At 43.2% G+C, this 24617-nt stretch carries 27 protein-coding genes; 22 read left to right on the forward strand and 5 right to left on the reverse strand.

All coding sequences use genetic code 11. From position 1 onward, the window contains the following. Positions 1-43 precede the first annotated feature (43 nt). Both B9Y67_RS15380 and B9Y67_RS15385 read left to right on the forward strand, forming a co-directional pair. Complete coding sequence (locus B9Y67_RS15380; RefSeq protein ID WP_085507966.1) at positions 44-1003, forward strand: NAD(P)H-dependent flavin oxidoreductase; 960 nt, start codon at positions 44-46, stop codon at positions 1001-1003. An 18-nt stretch (positions 1004-1021) separates the two neighbouring features. Beyond that, on the forward strand, positions 1022-1294 hold the full coding sequence (locus tag B9Y67_RS15385; protein WP_085507967.1) for a UPF0223 family protein: 273 nt from the start codon (positions 1022-1024) through the stop codon (positions 1292-1294). A gap of 93 nt (positions 1295-1387) precedes the next feature. Here the strand turns inward: B9Y67_RS15385 and B9Y67_RS15390 are convergent, their stop codons facing one another. Next, entirely contained in the window at positions 1388-2020 is a 633-nt protein-coding gene (locus B9Y67_RS15390) for a YktB family protein (RefSeq protein ID WP_085507969.1), read from the reverse strand. Between the two features lie 192 nt (positions 2021-2212). On the opposite strand from B9Y67_RS15390, the gene B9Y67_RS15395 reads away from it, so the two are divergent. Beyond that, the gene (locus tag B9Y67_RS15395) at positions 2213-2401 is read left to right on the forward strand and encodes a hypothetical protein (protein WP_085507971.1); all 189 of its coding nucleotides are present in this window, start codon (positions 2213-2215) and stop codon (positions 2399-2401) included. Between the two features lie 223 nt (positions 2402-2624). Next, the gene (locus B9Y67_RS15400) at positions 2625-3431 is read left to right on the forward strand and encodes an inositol monophosphatase family protein (protein ID WP_085507973.1); all 807 of its coding nucleotides are present in this window, start codon (positions 2625-2627) and stop codon (positions 3429-3431) included. 25 nt (positions 3432-3456) lie between these two features. Here B9Y67_RS15400 and B9Y67_RS20770 read toward each other — a convergent pair whose 3' ends face one another. Then, a complete protein-coding gene (locus tag B9Y67_RS20770; RefSeq protein ID WP_166761358.1) occupies positions 3457-3630 on the reverse strand; it encodes a DUF5325 family protein in 174 nt (57 codons plus the stop codon). Positions 3631-3783: 153 nt separating this feature from the next. Here B9Y67_RS20770 and B9Y67_RS15405 point away from each other — a divergent pair, with 153 nt between their 5' ends. Together B9Y67_RS15405 and B9Y67_RS15410 are read left to right on the forward strand one after the other, a co-directional pair. Beyond that, positions 3784-4155: a YlaH-like family protein gene (locus B9Y67_RS15405; RefSeq protein ID WP_085507976.1), complete on the forward strand. Its 372-nt coding sequence runs from the start codon at positions 3784-3786 to the stop codon at positions 4153-4155. 18 nt (positions 4156-4173) lie between these two features. Then, a complete protein-coding gene (locus tag B9Y67_RS15410; RefSeq protein ID WP_085507978.1) occupies positions 4174-4458 on the forward strand; it encodes a hypothetical protein in 285 nt (94 codons plus the stop codon). Between the two features lie 120 nt (positions 4459-4578). Here B9Y67_RS15410 and B9Y67_RS15415 read toward each other — a convergent pair whose 3' ends face one another. Next, the gene (locus tag B9Y67_RS15415) at positions 4579-4782 is read right to left on the reverse strand and encodes a YlaI family protein (protein WP_085507980.1); all 204 of its coding nucleotides are present in this window, start codon (positions 4780-4782) and stop codon (positions 4579-4581) included. A 216-nt stretch (positions 4783-4998) separates the two neighbouring features. On the opposite strand from B9Y67_RS15415, the gene B9Y67_RS15420 reads away from it, so the two are divergent. Both B9Y67_RS15420 and B9Y67_RS15425 read left to right on the forward strand, forming a co-directional pair. Further along, positions 4999-5451: a pyridoxamine 5'-phosphate oxidase family protein gene (locus tag B9Y67_RS15420; protein WP_085507983.1), complete on the forward strand. Its 453-nt coding sequence runs from the start codon at positions 4999-5001 to the stop codon at positions 5449-5451. 64 nt (positions 5452-5515) lie between these two features. Next, positions 5516-5806, forward strand: coding sequence for a hypothetical protein (locus B9Y67_RS15425; RefSeq protein WP_308789074.1), 291 nt, complete (start codon positions 5516-5518; stop codon positions 5804-5806). Positions 5807-6103: 297 nt separating this feature from the next. Here B9Y67_RS15425 and B9Y67_RS15430 read toward each other — a convergent pair whose 3' ends face one another. After that, positions 6104-6712: a YhcN/YlaJ family sporulation lipoprotein gene (locus B9Y67_RS15430; RefSeq protein ID WP_139823823.1), complete on the reverse strand. Its 609-nt coding sequence runs from the start codon at positions 6710-6712 to the stop codon at positions 6104-6106. 121 nt (positions 6713-6833) lie between these two features. Between B9Y67_RS15430 and B9Y67_RS15435 the strand changes: the two genes are divergently transcribed. Beyond that, positions 6834-8156, forward strand: a complete 1323-nt coding sequence (locus B9Y67_RS15435) for a PhoH family protein (RefSeq protein ID WP_085507986.1) — start codon at positions 6834-6836, stop codon at positions 8154-8156. A 78-nt stretch (positions 8157-8234) separates the two neighbouring features. On the opposite strand, the gene B9Y67_RS15440 is transcribed toward B9Y67_RS15435, so the two are convergent. Then, on the reverse strand, positions 8235-8723 hold the full coding sequence (locus B9Y67_RS15440; protein ID WP_085507988.1) for a hypothetical protein: 489 nt from the start codon (positions 8721-8723) through the stop codon (positions 8235-8237). A gap of 86 nt (positions 8724-8809) precedes the next feature. Between B9Y67_RS15440 and glsA the strand changes: the two genes are divergently transcribed. The 13 genes from glsA to B9Y67_RS15505 all read left to right on the forward strand — a co-directional run bounded on the left by glsA (position 8810) and on the right by B9Y67_RS15505 (position 24576). Further along, positions 8810-9742, forward strand: a complete 933-nt coding sequence (glsA, locus tag B9Y67_RS15445; RefSeq protein ID WP_085507991.1) for a glutaminase A — start codon at positions 8810-8812, stop codon at positions 9740-9742. 767 nt (positions 9743-10509) lie between these two features. Next, positions 10510-10791, forward strand: coding sequence for an Fpa/YlaN family protein (locus tag B9Y67_RS15450; protein WP_085507993.1), 282 nt, complete (start codon positions 10510-10512; stop codon positions 10789-10791). 277 nt (positions 10792-11068) lie between these two features. Further along, on the forward strand, positions 11069-12268 hold the full coding sequence (gene ftsW / locus B9Y67_RS15455; RefSeq protein ID WP_085507995.1) for a putative lipid II flippase FtsW: 1200 nt from the start codon (positions 11069-11071) through the stop codon (positions 12266-12268). Then, complete coding sequence (gene pyc, locus B9Y67_RS15460) at positions 12265-15708, forward strand: pyruvate carboxylase (protein WP_085507998.1); 3444 nt, start codon at positions 12265-12267, stop codon at positions 15706-15708. Before ftsW ends, pyc begins: the two co-directional genes overlap by 4 nt. Before the next feature lie 471 nt (positions 15709-16179). Beyond that, on the forward strand, positions 16180-17112 hold the full coding sequence (gene cyoE, locus B9Y67_RS15465; RefSeq protein WP_062445670.1) for a heme o synthase: 933 nt from the start codon (positions 16180-16182) through the stop codon (positions 17110-17112). An 81-nt stretch (positions 17113-17193) separates the two neighbouring features. Then, a complete protein-coding gene (gene coxB / locus B9Y67_RS15470) occupies positions 17194-18237 on the forward strand; it encodes a cytochrome c oxidase subunit II (protein WP_085508000.1) in 1044 nt (347 codons plus the stop codon). Between the two features lie 49 nt (positions 18238-18286). Further along, positions 18287-20146, forward strand: a complete 1860-nt coding sequence (gene ctaD, locus B9Y67_RS15475) for a cytochrome c oxidase subunit I (protein WP_085508003.1) — start codon at positions 18287-18289, stop codon at positions 20144-20146. Next, positions 20143-20766: a cytochrome (ubi)quinol oxidase subunit III gene (locus B9Y67_RS15480; RefSeq protein ID WP_085508005.1), complete on the forward strand. Its 624-nt coding sequence runs from the start codon at positions 20143-20145 to the stop codon at positions 20764-20766. Before ctaD ends, B9Y67_RS15480 begins: the two co-directional genes overlap by 4 nt. A 3-nt stretch (positions 20767-20769) precedes the next feature. Continuing rightward, positions 20770-21087, forward strand: coding sequence for a cytochrome c oxidase subunit IVB (gene ctaF, locus B9Y67_RS15485; RefSeq protein WP_085508007.1), 318 nt, complete (start codon positions 20770-20772; stop codon positions 21085-21087). Positions 21088-21255: 168 nt separating this feature from the next. Continuing rightward, entirely contained in the window at positions 21256-22164 is a 909-nt protein-coding gene (gene ctaG / locus B9Y67_RS15490; RefSeq protein ID WP_085508010.1) for a cytochrome c oxidase assembly factor CtaG, read from the forward strand. A 190-nt stretch (positions 22165-22354) separates the two neighbouring features. Then, complete coding sequence (locus tag B9Y67_RS15495; RefSeq protein ID WP_085508013.1) at positions 22355-22810, forward strand: DUF420 domain-containing protein; 456 nt, start codon at positions 22355-22357, stop codon at positions 22808-22810. Between the two features lie 33 nt (positions 22811-22843). Continuing rightward, positions 22844-23416 (forward strand): GNAT family N-acetyltransferase, encoded by a 573-nt coding sequence (locus B9Y67_RS15500; protein ID WP_085508015.1) that lies wholly within the window; start codon positions 22844-22846, stop codon positions 23414-23416. Continuing rightward, a complete protein-coding gene (locus tag B9Y67_RS15505) occupies positions 23413-24576 on the forward strand; it encodes a GNAT family N-acetyltransferase (protein ID WP_085508017.1) in 1164 nt (387 codons plus the stop codon). Before B9Y67_RS15500 ends, B9Y67_RS15505 begins: the two co-directional genes overlap by 4 nt. Positions 24577-24617: the final 41 nt, after the last annotated feature.

The raw sequence follows: 24617 nt of genomic DNA on the forward strand, positions 1-24617 counted from the left end.
TGTAAGTCAATCATGATAGAATGAAAAAAAGGAGGATGGAAACATGAATTGGGAAACGAAAGTAACGGAGCTATTAGGTATTACATATCCGATTATCCAGGGTGGCCTGGCTCACCTCGCTTATTCCGAACTTGCCGCAGCCGTTTCTGAATCGGGAGGGCTCGGCCAGATTACGGCTATGAGTATGGATGGACCTGAGCAATTGAAAGAAGAAATCAGACGTGTCAGAGCCATGACCGATAAACCGTTTGGCGTCAACTTTGCTATCGGTCAGCATGGCCGGCCGTTCGAACATATGGTGGAAGTTGCTGTGAACGAAAATGTCCCTGTCATTTCTGTTACAGGAGGGAACCCTAAACCCGTCTTAGAAATGGTAGAAGGGACAGCTATTAAAAAGTTGGTACTTGTCGCAGCCAGAAGGCAGGCAGAAAAAGCGGAACAACTTGGTGCCGATGCCGTCATGGTTGTTGGCCAGGAAGGAGGGGGACACATCGGCCGCGATGATATTGGCACGTTTGTTCTCACTCCCCAGGTAGCCGATTCCGTGTCCATTCCTGTCATCGCATCCGGCGGTATCGGAGACGGAAGAGGATTGATGGCTGCGCTTAGTCTTGGGGCGGAAGGCATCGAAATGGGTACCCGATTCATCGCCACGAAAGAATGTGTCCACGCTCATGAAAGTTATAAAAAGGCCTTGGTAGATGCGGACGAAATGAGTACCACGGTGATCAAACGTTCCCTGAAAGCACCGGCCCGGGCACTAAAAAATAAATGGACTGATGAAATTCTTGCTCTGGAAGCGACGAACCAGGGCTATGAAGGTTTGAAGAACTATATCAGCGGGGAAGCCAATAAACGATATATCTATCAGGGAGAAGTGGAAGAAGGTTTTGCCTGGGCAGGACAGGTTGCCGGAAGAATAAAGGATGTTCCTACAGTAAAAGCTTTAATAGATAACATGATTAATGAAGCGGAAAATATCCGTAAGAAGTGGTGCACATAGAAGAAAGGGGATTCCAGTATGAATTATACCTATCCTATCGATGAAACATGGTCCAAACAGGAAATTATCGATGTTGTCAATTTTTATTCGTTAGTAGAGCAGGCATATGAAAAAAGTGTAAAACGGGATGAGCTGATGCTCGCCTATACACGCTTCAAACAGATTGTACCTTCCAAAAGTGAAGAAAAGCAATTATGCGGCAAGTTCGAGAAAGAATCCGGTTACTCTTGCTACCGGACCGTGAAAAAAGCAAAAGAATTGGAAAACGGCGATAAAGTAAGCATGTCTTAATAAAAAGTCTGACCATAATGCCATTTTGGCTAAGGTCAGACTTTTTTAATAAAAGTGAGTCGCTTATCTTGCTGATCAACTCTGGATGTGCAATCAGGCTTGTTTTGCCATGCGGTAAAGAGGTTCGAGTGTTTCGAAGGCACCCTTGCAACGGGCTAGAAACTTATCAGCATCTTTCAAAACCGGATCATTACGATCGATATTCAGACCACAAAGCAGCTCAGCCTTCTTGACATTTTCCAGCCGATCGACCATCTCACTGAATTTTTCATCCGTCAATTCTTTTTGAGGAAGGACATCCGGCTTCGTGTGATCGATCGACCATACAAAGTCTTCTGGTATTTCTTTTCGAATTTGGTTATCTTCTTTCTTGATTGCTTTAGCAAAGTCCTGTTTTACGGGACTTTCGTAAATAACTGCGAACCAGACAAATACATGCGTTTCCCATAATCCGATTTGGAAATGAGGAAGTTTTTTATACCCCCGGTTATTGTTAGCAAGCGCTGCCCATGTATCTTCCGGTGGATTCTTCGTACGTCGGGCATGCTTGGCGACGTGAACAAACATTTCGTCTCCTGTCAGCGCCGTTACATCCGGTGCGAGCTCAGTTGCAATCGCTTCGAGCTTCGGTGACACTTGTGACCGTAGCACTTCCATCCGTTCCTCGAGACCAGGTATCGTGAATACGTCAAAGTCCTTATCGGTAAACCCGTTAAAACGCTCCATGTACCATCAACTCCTAAACAATTTTGCTAATTGAAAGTTTACCATAGTATAGCCAAACTGCTAAATAATACGTTCTATTGGTTTGAAACCCGGTGAGATTGGTTAAATAAAAGTAAATAAAAACACATACCGAATAAGCAAACTGCTCATATAAATAGACAAAAGAGGGTTTCGACAAAGGGAGGGTAAACAATGAAGCGTGTTATGGAAGCGTTGTGGCAAAGAGAGGCTGAAGAGAAACTTCCCGTCATCCGTCTGGAAATAGATTATGAACTGATGACTTTATATGATGCGATGATGGAGGAGGATGAAGAGCAAATAGCCATAAGCAAGCAACGATTGAATGAACTGCGTACCGAGCTACTTCAATGGATGGCATAAACAGGGCAGCTGATTAGTTGCTCTTTTTTTGTACTTTAAAAAGTTTAACTTTTGTAAAGAATCAAAGTATAAGAAAACATGAAGGCTTCCGCATAAGTGATAGGCGACAAGTCAAATTTTTCTAATATATAATGAGTAAAAGAAATAAGTGTATGATATGGTAGATATTTGTTAGGCTAATCATACAGTATTTTTACGTTAAAACGTTAAAGGAGTTCTTGTCATGGAAACACAAACAAAGCAAAATCTATTCGAACAGGCAAAGTCATGGGTGCTTGAAGCAGGGGAAAACATTCGTCAGCAGATGGAGCAGCCATTTAAGGTGGAAACCAAAGCGGGCCCCAATGATCTTGTGACAGAATTAGACAAGGCAACAGAAAAATTCTTCGTTGAGAAAATAAACTCCACATATCCGGATCATAAGCTGTTTGGAGAAGAAGGATTCGGGGATGAAATCAAGACACTTGATGGCACTGTTTGGATCGTTGATCCGATCGACGGTACCATGAATTTCGTCCATCAAAAGCGGAACTTCGCCATATCAGTCGGGATATATCAAGACGGAGTTGGAGAAATTGGAATCATTTATGATGTCATGGCTGACGTCCTTTATACAGGGATTCGGGGAGAAGGTGCTTATAAGAACGATAAACGACTGGACTCTCTGAGAAAGCCTCAATCATTGGAAAGTTCGATTTTATGTATCAACTCGTTCTGGGCGTTACGCAATAAACGGGTAAGTGAAGAAGGAATTCACCGTCTTGTTGAAACAGTAAGAGGGACCCGTTCCTTTGGTTCAGCAGCACTGGAATTTGCATACGTTGCGGAAGGTATTATTGATGGTTATTTAACGATGAGTCTGATGCCGTGGGATATAGCGGCGGGAATTGTCATCGTTGATGAAGCCGGAGGAATAACCACCCAGGCTGATGGAGAGCCGGTCAATATGCTAGAGAAAAACTCCATCCTGACGTCCCATAAGGACATCCACAAAGAAATTGTCAGTGAGTATATCGAATTGAAGAAATAACTAAAAAACGATCGTGACCCTGTAGTCACGATCGTTTTTTACGTTTAGCAGCTATGCCAAAACCCATAACCCCAAAACCAAGCAAAAGAAACAGTCCGGCTAGCCAGAAGTTCTTCATACCCAGGGCGAATCCTACAAATACAAAACAAAGGATCGCTAAAAAAGCGGTAAACATCCTTTTCCAGTCTATTTTTCCCATAACTCTCACCTCTTTTATATGTACTATTCAAGTATAGCTGAGTTATCGTTTGTTGAAAATGGTCGAATCCTAAGGGGGATCCTGATAATTTCTTCTAGCGCCAGCTGCATATGTTTAGTATGATGGAGACAAGAGAGAACAAGGGGGAACATCATGAACGAGGAAAATGTTTTAAATGTACCCAATGATTTGTGGCCGATAGCAGATTTCTTCTTCCAGGGCTTGGGTACAGAAGTGAATATGAATAATGAAAATGAAGTAGCCTTGCTTTTCCGTGGCTTCTTTTTATTGTATTTAACCGTCGTCATCCTGGCGATCGTTACGTTCAAGCTTGGTTTTGCAAGGAAACTGCCTTTAATACAGAACATTATTGTATATGCTGTATTAATTATTGGAACTTTCTTTTTGACGCTGATTCTTGGCTTGAACCTACCGATTGCAGAAAGCCTGCTTGCTTCAGCCGTCGTATTAGGGATTTACCGACTCCGGCTCCATAGGGAACGAAGCGGAAGAAACGAAGGATAATATAAGGAGAGTGAAGGAATGCGCTCACTGCAGGATGCTGTTTATAATTGGCTCACCATCAAAGTAGTTGCCGAAAACCGTCCCGACGACCTGTCTGCAAACGAAACAGCCGATTTTTTTTACGAAATGCTGAAGGAAGATCATCACCTGACAGACATAGAAATCCATCGGGATGAAGAAATGTATCAAGTGGAATGCATCACAGAGGATAAAGTGCGCAAGTTCCGCTTTCCGACTGAACTGATTGAACTGATCCTTAACCAGATTGAAGAAGAGCCACATAAATTTAAAAATTATCATTAATACTAGAAGGACTTGGCTTGTCGCCAAGTCGTCACGATGACTTAATAGAGTAAAACATTCTTCATGTACAACAAAGGCTGACCTCGATAGAGAAGTGAATCTCTCCGGTCAGCCCTTTTTCTAACTAAGATATTTTTCGGTTTTCCGTTCTTTATAGATGCGGAAATCACCAGTTGCCAATCTTTGTTTAGTTTTTTCCTCAATACGATCATGACAGCTTGGACACATGTACGTAGTGAGGCGCCGGTTTCTCAGCCGTTTTGCCTGTAGGCAATTACTGTCGATATTGTTTATATCATCACAAATGACACATTTGACCCGCATAAATTTCACCTCAGTTAATCATTGGTTTCTTTCTGATACAGGCTCATCCAAAAAGACAAAGCCTGATTTACAAGACGGCTTTTATCCTTATAGTAGTTCACCTATTAGCTTGAAAGCCTATAGTAAAAGTATAACATACCATATATATAGACGCATTAAAGCAAAGGTTTATCAGTTATCCCTCAAGACTGGGTTAAACACAAAGGAGGAATAGGAATGGCGAATCAAGTAGAACAAGCTTTAAACGATAAACAATATGAACTGCTGCAACAAGAAACATTTATGTTGTTATCTACTTATCATGAAGAGACGCGTTCTCCGATGGTGAATGCGATCAGCTGGGTATATGCCAAAGACAGAAGAACCCTTGTATTCGCGGTGGATAATCGTTCGGTTATTGTCCGGAATATTAAATCCGCCCCTAAAATCGTGTTGACTTTAATTGATGCAGACTCCACTTATTCCATTAAAGGAGAGGGGAAGGTGTTGACCGAACGAATCGAAGAGATTCCGTTGAAGCTCGCCAAAATTGAAGTGGACATTGAAGAAGTAAGAGATGTCATGTTTTACGGAGCGAAAATTTCTAAAGGACCTGACTATGATAAAACATATGATGAGAAAGCTGCGGCCAAGCTGGATCGCCAGGTCATGACCTCCTTGAAGGATTAACCAGAAAAATACTGTTTCAAATAAATACATTTCGGGAAGTGTATTTACAGAAGACCAAGAAAGGATGATTTCTTTGAGGAAAAGATGGATTTTTTCAACGGTAGGTGCACTAGGCGCAGGTACTTTAGCATACTTGCTGAAGGATGAAGAACGCCGGGGCCAATGGAAAGGGAAAGCGCAGTCACTTTTCACAAAGTCTAATGGCAGTGATTTACCAGTAGAAGCAGCTGGAAATCCGCAGGAAGACAATCACGAAAATACTAAGATGGTGTCCGAAGGTTCTCAATTCGGGGTCCAGTATTATAATGAACTGACCGAAAAAGAACGAGAAATACTTGAAAAAGCAAACAGCTAAATCCTGAAAAGGATTTAGCTGTTCTTTTTGGTTTAATAAATTATAAAATTTTCTTTTTGTGTATAATTTTACGTAGTGGTTACATCCAGCTCCAGCGCCTACCCCCTCGAGGTCTTAAGTCAATCCTCTCTGTGATTAGAAAAACTTGGCTTATCGCCAATGTTTTATGGCGAAAGCTTTAGTTTTACTTATACTTTAAACCTTTATAAACTTAATTGGTCTAAAGTACAAAAAACGTCACGGCGAGGATTGCCTTAAGCTTGTCAGGGGTGAGCAAGGCGCTTGCGCTTTTGTAATTCAATTATTTTCTTTGTTCAAATGTTCGTTGGATTGCTCTTCTTCGATTTCATCCAGCTTCTGTTCTTCTCTTTCAGGAACAGATTCTTTATTCGGATCAGGCTCTTCCGGACGGTCGTCATCAATTGGCATTTCCGGCATGTAACGGCCGACAATGGCACTTAATTCTTCGCTAATGGCCTGAATCGGATGGCCTTCCTGCAGTTTGTTGTTCAATTGCCTGATTCGTTCTACACCGTCTGCATCGGCAACAACAACTGCTTGTTTTCCGTATGGGTCATGTTTCAATGATTCTCCTACAGAATATTTGATCGTGCCCACCCGGGACCGATCTAATTCCTTATCAACGTCTATGCCCACCACAACATAAGGACCCAGCACAATCGCAGTAGCATCATGCACATTTGGGACTTCTGTTGCCAGTTTAGCTAGGTGTTGCGCAATCTCCTGATTGGAACGATCTTCCTTTTCTATAGGATCTGAATCTTTTACCATCAACGGTTCTGTTCCATCACGCTCTTGCTGTAATGTTTCCGGATCGTCGTTCTGACAAGCCGTCAAAGCGAATAAAGCAGTCAATATCAAGGCGTTAAGCATATGTTTTTTCATTGTAAGTTCACCTTCTTTTTTTACTAGCGTTTGTCAGGTCGTCTATCCTTATGCATCGGAACATATAAATGAGGTAAGAACCCTTGGAACCCTTCAACCTGATATATAGGAGGCGTACTGTTTGAAAAAAATCTATGTCTTGGATACGAACGTCCTGCTTCAGGATCCAAACGCAATTTATACTTTTGAGGATAATGAAGTCATCATTCCAGCCGTCGTATTAGAAGAAGTGGATACGAAGAAAAGAATCATGGAAGAAATAGGCCGCAATGCAAGGCAGGTATCGCGTATCATTGATAGGCTTCGCGTGAAAGGTGAACTGCACAAAGGGGTTCTGCTTCGCAATGGAGGTAAATTGAAAATCGAATTGAACCACCGATCTTATCAAAAAATGGAAGAAATTTTTGTTGAAAAAACAAATGATAACCGGATCTTGGCAGTAGCGCTGAATCTGCACGAAGAAGAAAAACAAAAGAAAGACGGCAAACAGGTGATACTTGTTTCGAAAGATATGCTGATGCGGGTGAAAGCGGATGCGATGGGAATACCAGCTGAAGACTTTCTGAATGAACGGGCCATTCACAAAGATGAAATATACCCAGGCTTTTCCGAACTTTATGCAGAAAAAGAAGCCCTGGACCGCTTTTACAAAGATGGACAGCTTCCCATCCAGGAATTGACACGGTCTTATTACCCGAATGAATTTTTTATTTTAAAAAACCGGAACAATCCTTCCCAATCAGCAATGGGAATGGTAAACCAGCAGGGGTTTTTAAAGCCTTGCCAATTTTCCAATGAACATGTGTGGGGGATAAAACCAAGAAATGCGCAGCAAATCATGGCGATGGAGCTGCTGCTAAGACGGGACATACCATTAGTCACGTTGACGGGGAAAGCAGGGACAGGCAAAACGCTGCTGGCGCTTGCTGCCGGTTTGATGCAAATCGAAGACTTAGGATTGTATAAGAAGATGTTAGTAGCACGCCCGATTGTACCACTGGGGAAAGACTTAGGTTATCTTCCAGGAGAGAAAGATGAAAAACTTAGACCGTGGGTCCAGCCGATATATGATAACCTGGAGCATTTATTCAATGTGAAAAAGCCGGGTGAGCTGGACGGCATTTTATCAGGTCTTGGTTCGATACAAGTAGAAGCATTGACTTACATCAGGGGCAGAAGTATACCCGATCAGCTCATATTAATCGATGAAGCGCAGAACCTTACCCGCCATGAAGTAAAAACAATCCTGACAAGAATCGGGGAGGGAAGCAAAATTGTCCTTCTGGGAGACACTCAGCAGATCGACCATCCTTATTTAGACGAATATAATAATGGGCTTATGCATGTGGTGGAGAAATTCAAGCATCATAACTTGAGCGGACATGTGAAACTGATAAAAGGGGAACGTTCACCACTCGCCCAGCTCGCAGCCGATTTCTTGTAAACACACGATAAATAAAAAGCTGGCAGGCAGGAGACTTCAAACAAACCTGCCAGCCAGCTTAATTTGCATGGATGCAAATTAATTGAAGATGATTTTCGTGACGCCTGTGATTGGATCGTTTTGATTGCTTCCGTCTGCCCAATACAGATGAATTGGGCCATCTTCTTTAAGCGGACGGCCTTCGACAGAAAACAACGCAAGTGCCTGCCTCATGTCTTCGATTGACACTTCTTTGTTACCTTTTGTAGTTTCTAGCGTAACGCCTATCGAATCATTGGCAGGTTCGCTTGTCTTAATAAAAGGTTTTAAATCGATTAAATATGTCTCTTTTAGGATTTTTTCTTTCTCAAAACGGGAAATACTCCTATTAACGGGTGGGTCGATTTTTTGTTGGTAAATTTCACGATCCCAACGCATGGAAGCTTTCTGGAGTTCATCTTCCTCCGTATTTTCTTTATCAACCGTACCGAATGCTTCTTCCATAGTTACCTTCCGATCATCAAAGATCCAGACGGTCGGATCCAGTGTAATTGGATAGTTCACATTTCCTGCTATTTGGACAATCATGGCAAGGGCCACCTTTCAATAAAATAATCACCATAATTCAGAATAGCAAAAAATTGTAATCATTGCACCCGAAGGAGGTAATAAAAGTGGCCAAAAATTTAACGAAAGAAGTATTAGAAGATTGGCTGGAAAACGTAAGACCCTTAGCGAGAGATGGAAAGGTCGCAGACTATATACCTGCATTAGCGAAGCAGGACCCCGACGAACTGGCAGTCGCTGTCTATGATCTGGACGGAGAATGTGTCAGCGCCGGGAACCTTGTCTGTTGTTTTACACTGCAAAGTATCTCCAAAGTACTTTCCCTTGCTTTAGCTTTAATGGACAATGGGGAAGAATATGTCTTCGACCGTGTTGGCATGGAGCCGACCGGAGACCCATTCCACTCGATTTATCGACTGGAGCAGCATGCACCTTCCAAACCACTGAACCCGATGATTAATGCCGGCGCCCTGGCTGTAACCAATATGATTCACGGGGCAACGCCTGATGAAAAAGTAGGGCGACTGCTCAGTTTCATTCATGAAATGACAGATGACCAGTCTATCCGGTATAACGAAGACGTGGCGGTGTCTGAATTCCAGACAGCATACTTGAATCGCTCCCTTTGCTACTATATGAAACAGCATGGCGTAATTGAAGGAAGTGTGGAAGAAAACCTGGATGCTTATACGAAACAGTGTGCAATCGAAGTGAACATCCATCACCTCGCCCGTATCGGTGCTATTTTTGCCAATGATGGCAAAGACCTCGAGTCTGGCAGGCAAATCATTCCAAGGCATTTGGCCCGTATCTGTAAAACATTTATGGTGACGTGTGGCATGTACGATGCTTCTGGTTCTTTTGCCATCCGGGTGGGAATACCAGCGAAAAGTGGCGTCTCCGGCGCTGTGGTTGGGTCGGTCAACGGCTTTGGCGGGATCGCCGTATACGGGGCAGCTCTCGACGAGAAAGGAAACAGCGTCGTCGGCTTAAAGCTATTGGAACTCCTCGCCAACCGCTATGATTTATCTATTTTTTAGGCTCTGTTAAAGCTCCGTGTTGATTTCACAAAAATAGCTCCCTTTAATTGAAGACTCAGTTTCGAGATAGTTTGTTTCCGTTACGGTAGTAACGGTGTGGAGGTCCGGGAAATTACTCGCTTTCCGTGGGCATGTGGTGAGCTTCCTCAGGCTTCGCCTTGCGGGATCTCACCGCTCATGTTCATCCCACTGGAGTCTCGCAATTTCCCGGACCTCCTTGCGTTTATGAGAGATACGGAAGCATCGGTATATCGTTCTTCAAACCAAGAGTGAGCTATGCATGAAATATGAGCTTAAAGCCGCGTCTTTATTCAATTATCCATTAAAAGTAGAAGACATCTGCAATATAACAGGGGTTCTTTTCTCCCATCCTTCGGATGGGGTGGCAGGGAAACTGCGAGACTCCAGCGGGATAAGGGACTAGGCAAGACCCCACAGGGAGTGAAAACGACCGAGGAGGCTTGCCGGTTCCCCCGCAGGAAAGCGAGTAGTTTCCCGGACATCCCTGACGCTATTATGGTAAAGAACCCTCACTATCTTGAAACTGAGTCTTCCACAATTCGGCCCTATTGTTGAATAAGCCTATTATGAAAATCAACAACAAAGTTTAACAGAGCCATTTTTTAAATGACAATAGTATAGCATTCAGGCACGAGAAAAAGGATAAAAGGAATAGGTTTTAAAGTTTGACCTATATCTTATATTGCAATTTGGCGGGACAGACGATAATATAGTAGATAGAAGTCTGTTATTGGAGGGGATTTTTGATGTTATCTGATTTGGCTGTAGATCATCGCGAAAAAGCCTACGCCCTTCTCAAGGCTGATGCAGATAAGATCTTGAAGTTAATCAAGGTTCAAATGGATAATCTGACCATGCCACAATGTCCTTTATATGAAGAAGTTTTAGATACACAAATGTTCGGGCTGTCACGTGAAATCGATTTCGCGGTACGACTCGATCTAATAACCGAGGAGGAAGGCAAAGCACTGCTGGATAACTTGGAACAACAGTTGAATGTATTACATGAAGCTGCACAGAAATCTTGATATATAAGCTCAAATTGCGACAGCTAATGTTGTAATTTGGGTTTTTTTATACTTTGAGAAAGGATTAATGCAGGACATATACGAAGGCTTTTTCAAAAAAGACCTGGCGATAAGCCAGGCATTTAAATGACGCGATGAAAAGATAAACTTTTGGCGTCACACCAGGTTTTTCTGATTTTTATATCATACATAACTCGACAGCTATAAAAATACTTGGTTATAAAAAGAAGGAATTTTGCGACGAATCTAGTAAATTATTATAGAGGGATGGAACGTAATGCGACAAAAATTGAAAAATATCGACTTTACTCTTTTTATCTTACCGATTCTTTTGACTGGATTTGGAGCTGTGATGATCTATAGCGCCAGCATGGTTTATGGCCCAGTATTATTGGATACGTCCAGTTTTCACTTTTTGAAAAAACAGCTGATGTGGGGGTTCATTGGCATAGGCTTGCTGTTCTTTTTTACTATTTTTCCTTACAGACACCTGCAGCGCATGACTAAACTGATTGTATTATTGATGATATTCATGCTGGTGGGTCTTTTCTTTTTCGGTAAGAACGTCAACAATGCCACATCCTGGTATGACTTGAAATTCATGAGTTTTCAGCCAGCTGAATTCGTTAAAATTGGATTGATCATTTACCTGTCTGCGATCTATTCGAAAAAGCAGCGTTACATCGATGATTTTGGTAAAGCCGTCCTTCCGCCCTTAATCTTGACCAGCATGATTCTAGGTTTAATCGTGTTGCAGCCGGATATTGGGACGGCGGCCATTATCGGTTTGATTGCCAGCTTTGTTATTGCAAGCTCCGGAATTAAAGGAAAGCACATCGCCTTATTGATCGGGGTCACGCTGGTATTCATTTTACTATTAGCACCTCAAATGGTGACGGACGAACGGTTAGCTCGTTTTACAGGCGCGTTCCAGCCGTTCGAAACACCAGATGGGGACGGCTATCATTTAATCCAATCCTACGTGGCAATCGGCACAGGCGGGTTATTTGGGGAAGGCCTGGGCCAAGGTGTACAGAAGTTAGGTTTCCTTCCTGAGCCGCATACGGATTTTATTATGGCTGTAATCGCTGAGGAATTAGGTTTTATTGGAGTGATCATCGTTATTGGTATGCTGGGTGGACTGGTATTGCGGGGATTGTACATATCCAGGCAGTGTAAGGATACTTTCGGTTCCCTGCTTGCGCTTGGAATTTCCGCCATGATCGGCATCCAGGCATTCATCAATCTTGGTGCAATGTCCGGTATGCTGCCAATCACCGGTGTGCCGCTGCCATTTGTAAGCTATGGCGGTTCCTCCTTATTAATTATGATGCTCTCTGTCGGTATCTTGAATAATGTCGCACTCACCGTCCATGTAAAAGAAGAACAGACAAAAGATCGTCGGCCAGTGCCTGCCGGTAAAAGTACTACGATTCAAAACACTAATCAACCAGAACGACAAGGAGTGAGATCATGACTGAAACCAGAAAGATCAATAAAGTTTTAGTAGCAAACCGAGGTGAAATCGCCATTCGTGTTTTCCGTGCCTGTACAGAAATGAATATTCGTACGGTGGCGGTCTATTCAAAAGAAGACACTGGCGCTTTCCACCGTTATAAAGCAGATGAAGCCTATCTTGTCGGTGAAGGTAAAAAGCCGATTGATGCTTATTTGGATATTGAAGGGATTATTGAAATTGCAAAAAACGTAGGAGTAGATGCGATCCATCCAGGTTATGGCTTTTTATCTGAAAACATTCATTTCGCCCGTCGCTGTGAAGAAGAAGGCATCATTTTTATCGGGCCTTCCAGTGAGCATTTGAATATGTTTGGAGATAAAGTAAAAGCCAGGGATCAGGCTGTCCAGGCAGGTATACCCGTCATTCCGGGAACAGACGGACCGGTTTCGACCTTTGATGAAGTGAAAGAATTTGGGGAGAAACATGGATATCCTATCATCATTAAGGCAGCCTTGGGAGGCGGCGGCCGAGGCATGCGTATTGTCAGAAGCGCTGATAACGTCCACGAAGCCTATGACCGTGCCAAATCAGAAGCCAAGGCGGCATTTGGCAGCGATGAGGTTTATGTCGAGCGGTTAATCGAACAGCCGAAGCATATTGAAGTTCAAATTCTCGGGGACGTGGACCAGAATATCATCCACTTGTATGAACGTGACTGCTCGGTGCAGCGTCGTCACCAGAAAGTGGTTGAAGTGGCCCCAAGTGTGTCACTTACAGAAACCTTAAGAGAAGAGATTTGTGAAGCAGCAGTAAAGCTGATGAAAAATGTGAATTATATCAACGCCGGGACAGTAGAATTCCTGGTGACAGATAATGAATATTTCTTTATTGAAGTCAACCCGCGAGTGCAGGTAGAGCATACGATCACCGAATTGATCACCGGGGTCGACATCGTACAGACGCAAATCCGGATTGCGGAAGGGTATAACCTTCATGAGGAACAGATCGCCATACCTCAGCAATCCGAGATAAGGACCCATGGATATGCCATCCAGTCCCGGGTTACTACAGAAGATCCATTGAATAATTTCATGCCGGATACAGGAAAAATCATGGCTTATCGTTCCGGCGGCGGTTTCGGGGTGCGGCTTGATGCAGGTAACGGCTTCCAGGGAGCTGTCATTTCCCCGTTTTATGATTCGTTACTTGTCAAGGTTTCCACTTGGGCGCTTACATTTGATCAGGCAGCCAAGAAGATGGTGCGTAACCTTCGGGAATTCCGTATTCGCGGTATCAAGACGAACATTCCGTTTCTGGAGAACGTCATCCAGCACAATCAGTTCCTGTCTGGGGAGTATGATACAACATTCATTGATCGTTCTCCTGAGCTATTCGTCTTTCCGAAACGAAAAGACCGTGGTACAAAAATGCTTAATTATATTGCAGACCGGACAGTCAACGGTTTTGAAGGATTAGAAAATAAAAAGAAACCGGTGTATGCCAAGCCGAGAATCCCTAAAGTGAAATATTCTGAACCGATACAGGAAGGGACCAAGCAAATATTGGACCAGCAGGGCCCGGATGGCCTGGCGAACTGGCTGAAAGAACGAAATGAGGTATTGCTGACAGATACTACGTTCCGGGATGCCCATCAATCCTTGCTGGCGACGAGGGTTCGTACAAAAGATTTGGAGACCATCGCTGAGCCGACTGCGCGTCTTTTACCTGAGTTGTTCTCTGTGGAAATGTGGGGAGGAGCGACATTTGATGTGGCCTCACGATTCCTGAAAGAAGACCCATGGCAGCGTTTGTTGAAGCTTCGTGAAAAGATGCCGAATGTACTATTCCAGATGCTTTTACGAGCGAGTAATGCGGTCGGTTATAAAAACTATCCGGATAACCTGATCCGTGAGTTTGTTGAAAAGAGCGCTACAGCGGGCATCGATGTCTTCCGTATCTTTGACAGTCTTAACTGGATTGATGGCATGAAGCTAGCTATCGATTCCGTCCGGGATAATGAAAAAGTGGCAGAAGCAGCCCTTTGTTATACTGGAGATATTCTTGATTCCTCCCGTCCTAAATACGACTTGGATTACTACGTCCGAATGGCAAAAGAATTGCAGAATGCCGGAGCCCATATTCTTGGAATTAAAGACATGGCGGGACTCTTAAAACCTGAAGCTGCTTATCAGCTTGTATCCAGTTTGAAAGATTCGATCGATATACCGATTCATCTTCATACACATGATACGAGCGGGAATGGTATTTTCACCTATGCCCGCGCCGTTGAGGCAGGAGTGGATGTCGTGGACGTGGCAGCGGGTCCAATGGCAGGACTCACCTCCCAGCCTAGTGCGAGCAGTCTATATTATGCTTTGGAAGGCAATGACCGCAAACCGAACATGGACATTAAAGCATATGAAGAGCTAGGCCATTACTGGGAAGACACCCGTAATTATTACGCTGACTTTGAAAGCGGAATGAAATCCCCGCATACGGAAGTTTATGAGCATGAAATGCCTGGCGGGCAATACAGCAATCTTCAGCAGCAGGCAAAGGCTGTCGGTCTCGCAAGTCGCTGGGATGAAGTAAAGAAGATGTACCGGAAAGTAAACGATATGTTCGGTGATGTTGTTAAAGTGACACCTTCCTCCAAAGTAGTCGGGGATATGGCATTGTTTATGGTACAGAATGATCTCACAGAAGACGATGTCTATGAAAAAGGAGATTCATTAGCATTTCCTGATTCCGTCGTCGAGTTCTTTGAAGGGTATTTAGGGCAGCCGTATCAAGGCTTTCCTGCTGAATTGCAGCGTATCGTATTGAAAGGCAGGAAACCGATCCAGGTCCGTCCGGGGGAACTGTTGCCACCGGTGGATTTCAAGGAATTGCGGGACACCTTATTCCATTCACTGGATCGTCAAGTTACAAGTTTTGATATGATTACGTATGCGCTCTATCCGAAAGTATTCATGGATCATCACCGCTTCTATGAACAATACGGAGATATGTCCGTATTGGATACTCCGACGTTCTTCTATGGCATGAGACTGGGCGAAGAAATCGAAGTGGAAATCGAGCAGGGGAAAACGCTGATCGTTAAACTTGTTTCTATTGGTGAAGCACAAGCCGATGCAACAAGAACGGTTTACTTCGAACTGAACGGCCAGCCGCGGGAAGTGGTCGTCAAGGACAATAGTATAAAATCAGCTGTCCAGGAACGCCCGAAGGCGGATAAATCCAACGATAAGCATATTGGTGCAAGTATGCCGGGCACCGTCATCCAAGTGTTGTCTGAAAAGGGTGAGAATGTAGAGAAAGGTGATCACTTGATGATTACGGAAGCGATGAAGATGGAAACAACCGTCCAGGCTCCGTTTTCCGGTCAAATTAAAGATATATATGTTAAGAACAACGAGGCAATTCACGTAGGCGATCTATTGATTGAATTTGAATAAGTGGTAACACTAAGGGCTGGCCTCATCAAACAGGCCAGCCTTTTTTAATGGAAATCTGTTTGTCACATTTTTGTTTATTTTGTATTGTTAACAGCATGGAAATGTAAAAAACACTTGCAAATGAAGCTGTTGTTTGCTAGAAATATATAGGGGATATTGAAACGGAATAAACGTAAAAACCTTGATCTGAAGGCATTTCCAAGTCAATAGTAAAACATGGAGAAAGGCTGGATTGCCTTTTATTTTATTATGGGGGCATGTTTTCACAAATTTGTCACATCTTACAAAAATAATGTGATTAAATAGATTGAAAAGGTATTCCGTGATACAATGGCTTTGATGCCCCAAGGGCTATTTGAGAGGGTTCTTGCCCCTTCAATGATTTTTTTGAAACCCCACCCTAAAAAAACAGCTTCCATTTTATGTCGAACCATTGTTTTGTGAGGGAGGTTGAAGGAGGAAGATAAACTGATGAACAATACGAGAACAGTCGAGACGGCATCGTCACAAGCCATCAACCATTCGACTGTCAGCAAATCATCACTTTGGGCTGATATCATGAGTCTGATCAAGATAGGAATCATCAATTCCAATTTGATTACGACCTTTGCAGGCTTTTGGCTGGCCCTGCATTTTACCGGGTCATCCTTCATAGCTCATTGGCCGACATTTTTGCTTACGATGGTCGGAACCGCTTTCATTATAGCGGGAGGTTGTATCCTTAATAACTGGTATGATCGGGACATCGATCCTGTTATGTCACGAACGCAGACACGTCCTACTGTCACTGGTACGATCTCACTTTCCAATGTGAAGACAATGGGCATCGTCGTATCCATCGTTGGATTCTTATTATTGTTATTTACAACTGTTGAAGCTGCACTTCTCGGTGCTTTTGGGTGGTTTGTCTATGTAATTTTGTACACGATGTGGTCAAAGAGAAGGTATACGATCAATACGGTCATCGGGAGCTTTTCTGGAGCGGTTCCTCCGCTTATCGGCTGGGCTGCGATTGAACCAGGCCTTCGCCTTGAAGCGCTCATCCTATTTTTGATCATGTTCATTTGGCAGCCGCCTCACTTCTTAGCACTAGCTATGAAGAAGAAAGATGAGTATAAAGCGGCTAATATTCCGATGTTGCCAGTCGTCCACGGCTTCGGCATCACGAAACGTCAAATGGTCGTCTATGTGGCATGTCTGTTGCCACTGCCTATCTATTTAGCTTCACTGGGGATCACTTTTATGATTATCAGTGGTTTGTTGACAGCAGGCTGGCTGGTATTGGCACTGGCCGGTTTCAAGATGAAAGATGACATTAAATGGGCAACATGGATGTTCCTTTATTCCTTGTTATACCTGACCATCCTATTCCCATTGATGGTTATTGTCACACTGCCTTATTAATCAAATCAGATGATGGCATAGAAGCCATCATCTGATTATGAAATAAAAGTAAAGCTAAAAAGAGAAAGAGAGGTTGTATTCATGAAAGGATGGATGGGAAAATTCCGTGCTTTGTTCTTGCTCGGATCGCTCTCCTTGATCCTGTCAGGCTGTGGAGTTGATAAAGTCAGCGCACTTAAACCTGAAGGGTATGGAGCGGAACTACTATACGATTTGATGATTCTGAGTATTGCCATTATGATCTTTGTATTCATCGTCGTTATGGCCATTTACACATTTGTTCTGATTCGTTACCGTCAGAAAAAAGGGCAAGAGGATTATATTCCTAAACAAACCGAAGGTAACAAAATGCTTGAAATCATCTGGACAGTCATTCCGATTATTCTATTGTTAGTGCTTGCAGTACCAACAGTGACGGCTGTCTTTGACTTGGCAGAAGAGTCATCAGATGAAGCAGACATACGAATTGATGTCACCTCCGCACAATTCTGGTGGCAGTTCGATTATGCTGGCGAAGAAATTTCAACCAGCCAGGATTTATACATCCCTAAAGGGGAACGCGTATACTTAACGATGAAGTCAGCTGACGTCATCCATTCCTTCTGGGTGCCATCGATTGCAGGTAAAATCGATACGAACCCGGGGGATAACGAAAATACAATGTACCTGGAAGCAACAGAAGAAGGCGTCTATTGGGGACAATGTACTGAACTTTGCGGTCCTTCCCACTCCTTGATGGACTTCCGTGTCGTTGTTGTTAGTCCGGAAGAGTATGAACAGTGGGTAAGCGATATGCAAAATGCAGACCCTGAAGCTGAGCCTGAGACAGAGGTTGCACAAGAAGGTAAAGAAATCTTCGAAAACAACTGCTTAAGCTGTCACGCCATCGGTTCTCAGCCAAAAGGTGTCGGTCCTAACCTGACAAACTTCGGTGATCGTGCCAAAGTGGCAGGGATTCTGGAACCGACAAAAGAAAACATTGTAAATTGGATCCTGCATCCTAATGAAATCAAGCCAGGCAACACCATGCCTCCAAACCTTGTAAACGAAGAAGAAGCAGGTAAGGTGGCTGAATACTTGATGCAATTGAAGCCTTCAGAGGTAACACCGGAAAGTGCACAATAATTTAAAAGCTATGTGATATAGGTATTTAGTTTAGAGGGAGGTTAAAAGCGTGAGTACTGCAGTAGCGCAAAAGAAAGGCTTCGGCGCTTTTATGTGGGATTACTTAACGACGGTCGACCATAAAAAGATTGCGCATCTTTATCTTGTCGCCGGTGGTTTGTTTTTCCTATTGGGCGGCCTGGAAGCTATGATTATCCGGATTCAGCTGATTAAACCGGACAATGAATTCATCAGTGCAGGTTTATACAACGAAATGATTACGATGCATGGTACAACCATGATCTTTTTGGCAGCGATGCCATTACTATTCGCATTAATGAATGCCGTGGTTCCACTTCAAATTGGGGCACGAGATGTAGCATTCCCGTTTCTTAACTCATTAGGTTTCTGGCTGTTCTTTTTTGGCGGTCTGATCCTTAACTTTTCCTGGTTTATGGGTGGAGCGCCTGATGCCGGGTGGACAGCTTATGCTCCATTATCCACAACTTCCCCTACACATGGGGTAGACTTCTATGTGATGGGTCTTCAGATTTCAGGTGCCGGTACATTGATCGGTGGTATCAACTTCCTGGTGACAATCGTCAATATGCGTGCGCCAGGTATGAGCTATATGCGTATGCCACTGTTCACCTGGACAGTATTTGTCACAAGTACATTGATTCTGTTTGCATTCCCGGCTTTGACAGTCGGTTTGTTCTTGATGATGTTTGACCGTATGTTCGGGTCCGTCTTCTTTGATGTCGCATCCGGCGGTAACGTCATTATCTGGGAGCATTTATTCTGGATTTTCGGTCACCCGGAAGTTTACATTTTGATTCTTCCTGTGTTCGGTGTCTTCAGTGAAGTGTTCTCTACATTTTCCAAAAAACGTCTGTTTGGGTATTCCGCCATGGTGTTTGCAACTGTGTTGATCGGTTTCCTAGGGTTCATGGTTTGGGCTCACCACATGTTCACAACAGGTATGGGGCCGGTTGCCAACTCTATTTTCGCTGTAACTACAATGGCGATCGCTGTTCCGACAGGTATTAAAATCTTTAACTGGTTATTTACCATGTGGGGCGGAACAATTCGAATGACAACAGCAATGCTTTGGTCGGTAGCATTTATTCCGACATTTACTATCGGTGGTATGACTGGTGTCATGCTTGCAGCAGCTGCTGCTGACTATCAGTACCACGATACGTATTTCGTTGTTGCTCACTTCCACTACGTCATCGTAGGTGGGGTTGTATTCGGTATTTTCGCTGCTTTGCATTACTGGTGGCCGAAAATGTTCGGTAAAGTTCTGAACGAAAAGCTTGGAAAATGGGCATTCTGGCCATTTTTCATCGGTTTCCATTTGACATTCTTCATCCAGCACTTCCTTGGTCTGATGGGTATGCCTAGACGTTACTGGAAGTTCCTTGATGGGCAAGGGCTTGATACTGGAAACCTGATCAGTACGATTGGTGCTTTCTTCATGGCGCTTGGTGTCATCATCTTCCTATGGAATGTCATCTATACAGCTATGAAAGAGCCGAAAGCATCTGCCGATCCATTTGATGGACGTACACTGGAATGGTCTATTCCTTCACCGCCTCCATTTTATAACTTTAAACAGACACCTTTGGTACGTGGTCTGGATGCGTTATGGATTGAGAAGTCGGAAGGTAAGAAAGCAATGACACCAGCTGAGCCGCTTGGAGATATCCATATGCCTTACGGTTCCATCATTCCTTTTGTGATGTCCTTCGGGCTGTTCATTGCAGGTTTCGGTTTCATCTACCAAGTCGATAATCCTGTCTGGTTGTCTCTTGTATTCATTGGTATGGGTATTACACTTGGTTCCATGTTCGTCCGTTCTGTAAAAGACGACCTTGGTTATCATATCCATAAAGAAGATCTGGAAAAGGGGGATGGCCAGGTATGAGTAACGAAGATATTTTAAATCCGAAACAAATGCCCCACGAACCGGAAAAAGCCACCCTTGAAGGTAAAAATAAATTCCTGGGATTCTGGTTTTTCCTTGGGGGAGAAACAGTTTTATTCGCAAGTCTATTCGGTACCTATCTGGCATTGAATGATTCTACTGCTGGTGGGCCAGGTACGGAGGAATTGTTTGGCCTGGAGCTCGTATTTGTCATGACCATGCTGTTATTGACAAGTTCTTTGACAAGTGTCTATGCCATGTATCACATGAAAAATAATAACTTTTCCAAGATGATGGTCTGGCTTGGAGTAACAGTTGCTCTAGGTTTTACTTTCCTTGGATTTGAGATTTATGAATTCTATCACTATATTCATGAATATGAATTTACTTTCCGGTCTTCTGCGTTAGGGTCAGCTTTCTATACACTCGTCGGTTTCCACGGGGGCCACGTACTATTCGGTCTTCTTTGGATTCTTACATTAATGGGCAGGAACGCCAAGCGTGGTTTGAACCTGTACAATGCTCCAAAGTTTTATATTGCCAGCTTGTACTGGCACTTCATCGACGTCGTTTGGGTATTCATCTTTACAGTTGTATACCTGATGGGAAAGGTGGGTTAATCAATGGCAAAAGACACCAATTCCACTCATAACGAGTTTGAAAAAGCAGAACATAAACAAGAGATGCAGCATCAGGTAATCAGTTTTGTCATGATGATCATTTTTACTATCGCAGCTTTTGCGTTAGTGGTCAGTGATGTCAGTAAATATTTCACGATACCAATCATTCTGCTGTTGGCAGTAGTCCAGGTCGTATTCCAGCTTTATTATTTCATGCATATGAAAAATAAAGACCATGAAATGCCGGCATTGATGATTTATGGAGGAATCGCGGTAGCGTTCATGACAATTCTTACATTCACAACGATTATTTGGTGGTAAGAATAAGCTTTATGAGATCGGGACAATTTGTTCCGATCTCTTTCTTCAATTAGGGAAAGATTTTGTCTTTTTTGTGAACATTTCAGCGATCAGGTAAAAATAGTCGAGAATTTCAGCGGATTTAGTTAAAATAGGGTTATAACAACAGACCAATATGGAGTGAACATTATGTGGTTAGAATTACAGATATTCGGGTTCCGGGCACTGTGGAGTCCTTACTATTTTTTATTTATATTGCTATTGGCCGGGCTTTACTATTACATTACCGGTCCAGGCCGCCATCACTTCACGGATGAAGGGCGCCCGACTGGGAAGCAGCAGGCCTTGTTCTATACGGGTTTAATCGTCTTGTATATTATCAAAGGATCGCCAATTGATTTGCTTGCCCACATCATTTTTACGGCACATATGACGCAAATGGCTCTTTATTACTTATTGTTCCCAATATTAATCATTAAAGGGATTCCTAAATGGATGTGGAAGAAATTATTCCATATCCCGGTAGTTCGTCCGATTTTATTGCTCCTTTCTAAGCCGTTGATTGCCTTGTTATTATTCAATGCTTCATTTTCACTTTATCACCTGCCATCGGTATTCGATTACGCGAAAACCGGGGAGTTTGCTCATGCAGGCATAACCCTTGGTATTTTGTTTACTGCCTTTTTGATGTGGATGTCCGTTTTTCCTCCACTGGAAGAATTGGATCGCCTCAGTGAGCTATTGAAAATTGGTTATATATTTGCCAATGGCGTATTGATTACACCGGCATGTGCCTTGATCATATTTGCAGACGTTCCATTGTACGCGACATTTACGGAAGGAGGACCATGGGTGCAAGCTTTGAGTCTATGTGTTCCTCAGGATGTATTAAATGGGATGGCTGGACTGAAAATGAGCGGCCCTGAGCTGTTCTCTCCGTTATCCTTATTAGATGATCAGCAGAGTGCAGGAATTATTATGAAAGTTGCCCAGGAGATCATTTTCGGGGCTATTATCGCAAAGATCTTCTTCACCTGGTTCAACAAAGAGCGGGACATCATCGATCCGGTGCCAGCACATATAACCCAAGATTCTTGATAGCCTGGAAAGCTTTCCTGACTTGTCAGGAAAGCTTTTTTTCATACTTTATGAAAAGCTGAAGGTTGTCTTAAACGGTACGATGATAATGTTCTGTGAGTTCTGGAGTTATTTAACAAACTTGTGCATTTTCCTTATCTTTATTAGTATGAAAGAGTATCAGGATTTTGCTTGAAGGGAATGACCGTCTATGCCTTTACTGCCAACAATCAGCACATTATTTATTGCTATTAGCGGTACGCTTGTAGCGATTGGGTGGGTGCTGATTGCTAAAGGACACCGTCGCCGTCACCGGCAAGTGATGTTGTCCGCGGCCATCAGTGCCCTATTATTTTTTATTATTTACTTAACTAGAACTATTTTAGTTGGAAATACAAGCTTCGGCGGACCTGAAGGGGTAGAGACGTACTATACCATCTATATGATTTTCCATATCATATTGGCTACCACAGGTGCGATCTTCGGCTTAGTAACACTGAGGCTTGCTTTGAAGCGTAATATCTCTAAGCACCGTAAACTAGGGCCAGTCACCAGTGTGATTTGGTTTTTCTCAGCTGTTACCGGTGTCATTGTATTTTTCCTTCTATACATCATCTACGAACCCGGCGAAACAACGAATGTTTTTCGAGCAATTTTCGGTTTCTAATCAGGAGAGTCGCATGGAGTCCAAAACGGTTTCATGCGATTTTTTTATTCTTTAGGTAAAGTAAACAATGAATACCCGAAACGAAGAGAGGAGAAGGTTCATTTGTTTTTAGAAACAAAAAGGCTTCAGGCTCGTGCGATGACTCAGGAGGATGCACAATGGCTGATCAATGAAAGGAATAAGTTTTTTCAGGAAAATCACTTGATTAAAACCACTGAGTGGCCAGGTAATGGTCTGCTAGCACTGCTTCCTTTTTATACAGAAGCCCTGGAAGCAAAAGAACTGGAAGCCGGCTTCGGTCCCTGGTATTTGATTGAGAAACCAATCAGGAAAGTAATCGGTAATGTTAACTTGAAGAGTGCAGATAAGGGAGAGCAAGTGGAGATAGGCTATACGATTGTTCCATCTGCAAGGGGAAAGGGCTTTGCCCAAGAGGCGGTAGCAGCAGTATCTGATTGGGTCTTCACGCGAAAAGTCGCTGTTATTACTGCTCAATGTGATCAATCCAACCTTCCTTCGTTACGAGTACTAAAGAACACAGGTTTTAAAATTTATGGTCGTGAGGATACCATATTATTTTTTAAGAAAGTGAGGAACAGTAGATGAGTGAACTGAAAAAAATCACAGACACGAACTATGATGATTGTTTGAGGTTAGGTGAGAACGCTTTTAATTATACATTGACGCAAACTCAAATAGAAGACAGGAAATGGCAGATGGATAAGCAGGATATTTATGGAATATTTGATGAAGAAAAACTGGCTGCTAAACTTCATCTTCATTCGTTACATGTAACATTAAATGAACAGATGATTAAAATGGGTGGTATTGCCGGTGTGGCAACATGGCCGGAAGACAGGAGGAAAGGATATGTCGGAGCACTGATGAAGCATGCTTTGCTTACAATGTACGAACAGGGAACATCCCTTTCCATGCTTCATCCATTTTCTATACCGTTTTATCGGAATTATGGCTTTGAGCTCACGCAACATACTTACACATATAAAGGGAAACTGGAACATCTTATTTCAGGGAAGACCCCAGAGAAGGGAAAGTTGAAGCGAATACATAAGGAAGATGCAGCCCGCCTGTTGAATCCTGTTTATGAACAGGCAGTATCAGACTATATGCTGATGCTAAAGCGGGAACCATGGTGGTGGGAGCGGCGGGTCATCTCGGAAAATACCCAGATCATCGCTTACGAAGCATATGGAAAAATAGAAGGTTACCTGCTGGCGGAAATGAAAAGAGACCGCCTGGTGATCGAAGAGTTCATTTACCAAAGTTACGAGGCATTCACAGGTCTATTGCAATGGATGAAGAATCATGATTCCATGACAGGCGATATCGAACTCTCTATGCTTCCAGGTGATTTGGACGCGTTTCATTTTGCCAATCCTTCTTTCAAGGAAGTAAGAAAACCATACTTTATGGCAAGAATTGTAGATGTGGTTAAATTCTTTGAGGAGTACCCTTTTTTGAAACAGGGGAACGGTTCACTTAAGTTGAAGGTCACAGACCGCTATGCACCATGGAATGAAGGGGTATGGGTATGTACACTTACTGATGGCAACATGGAGGTTGAGAAGACAACAGGTGGTGCGGATATAGAAATGGACATCCGGACTCTCTCCGCTGTTGTCCTAGGAAGTCTTTCTGTAGAGAAAGCCGCTTTTATGAACAAATTGTCAGGGGCATCAGACAGTTTGACGCTGCTGACGAACTGGCTTCCAAAAAATAACCCGGCATTTCTTGATTTTTTCTAAACCGATAAAAAAAGCTGAACCATTTTGTCTTATTACAGACT

This window comes from Thalassobacillus devorans (assembly GCF_900176565.1).
Taxonomy (GTDB): domain Bacteria; phylum Bacillota; class Bacilli; order Bacillales; family Halobacillaceae; genus Thalassobacillus; species Thalassobacillus devorans_A.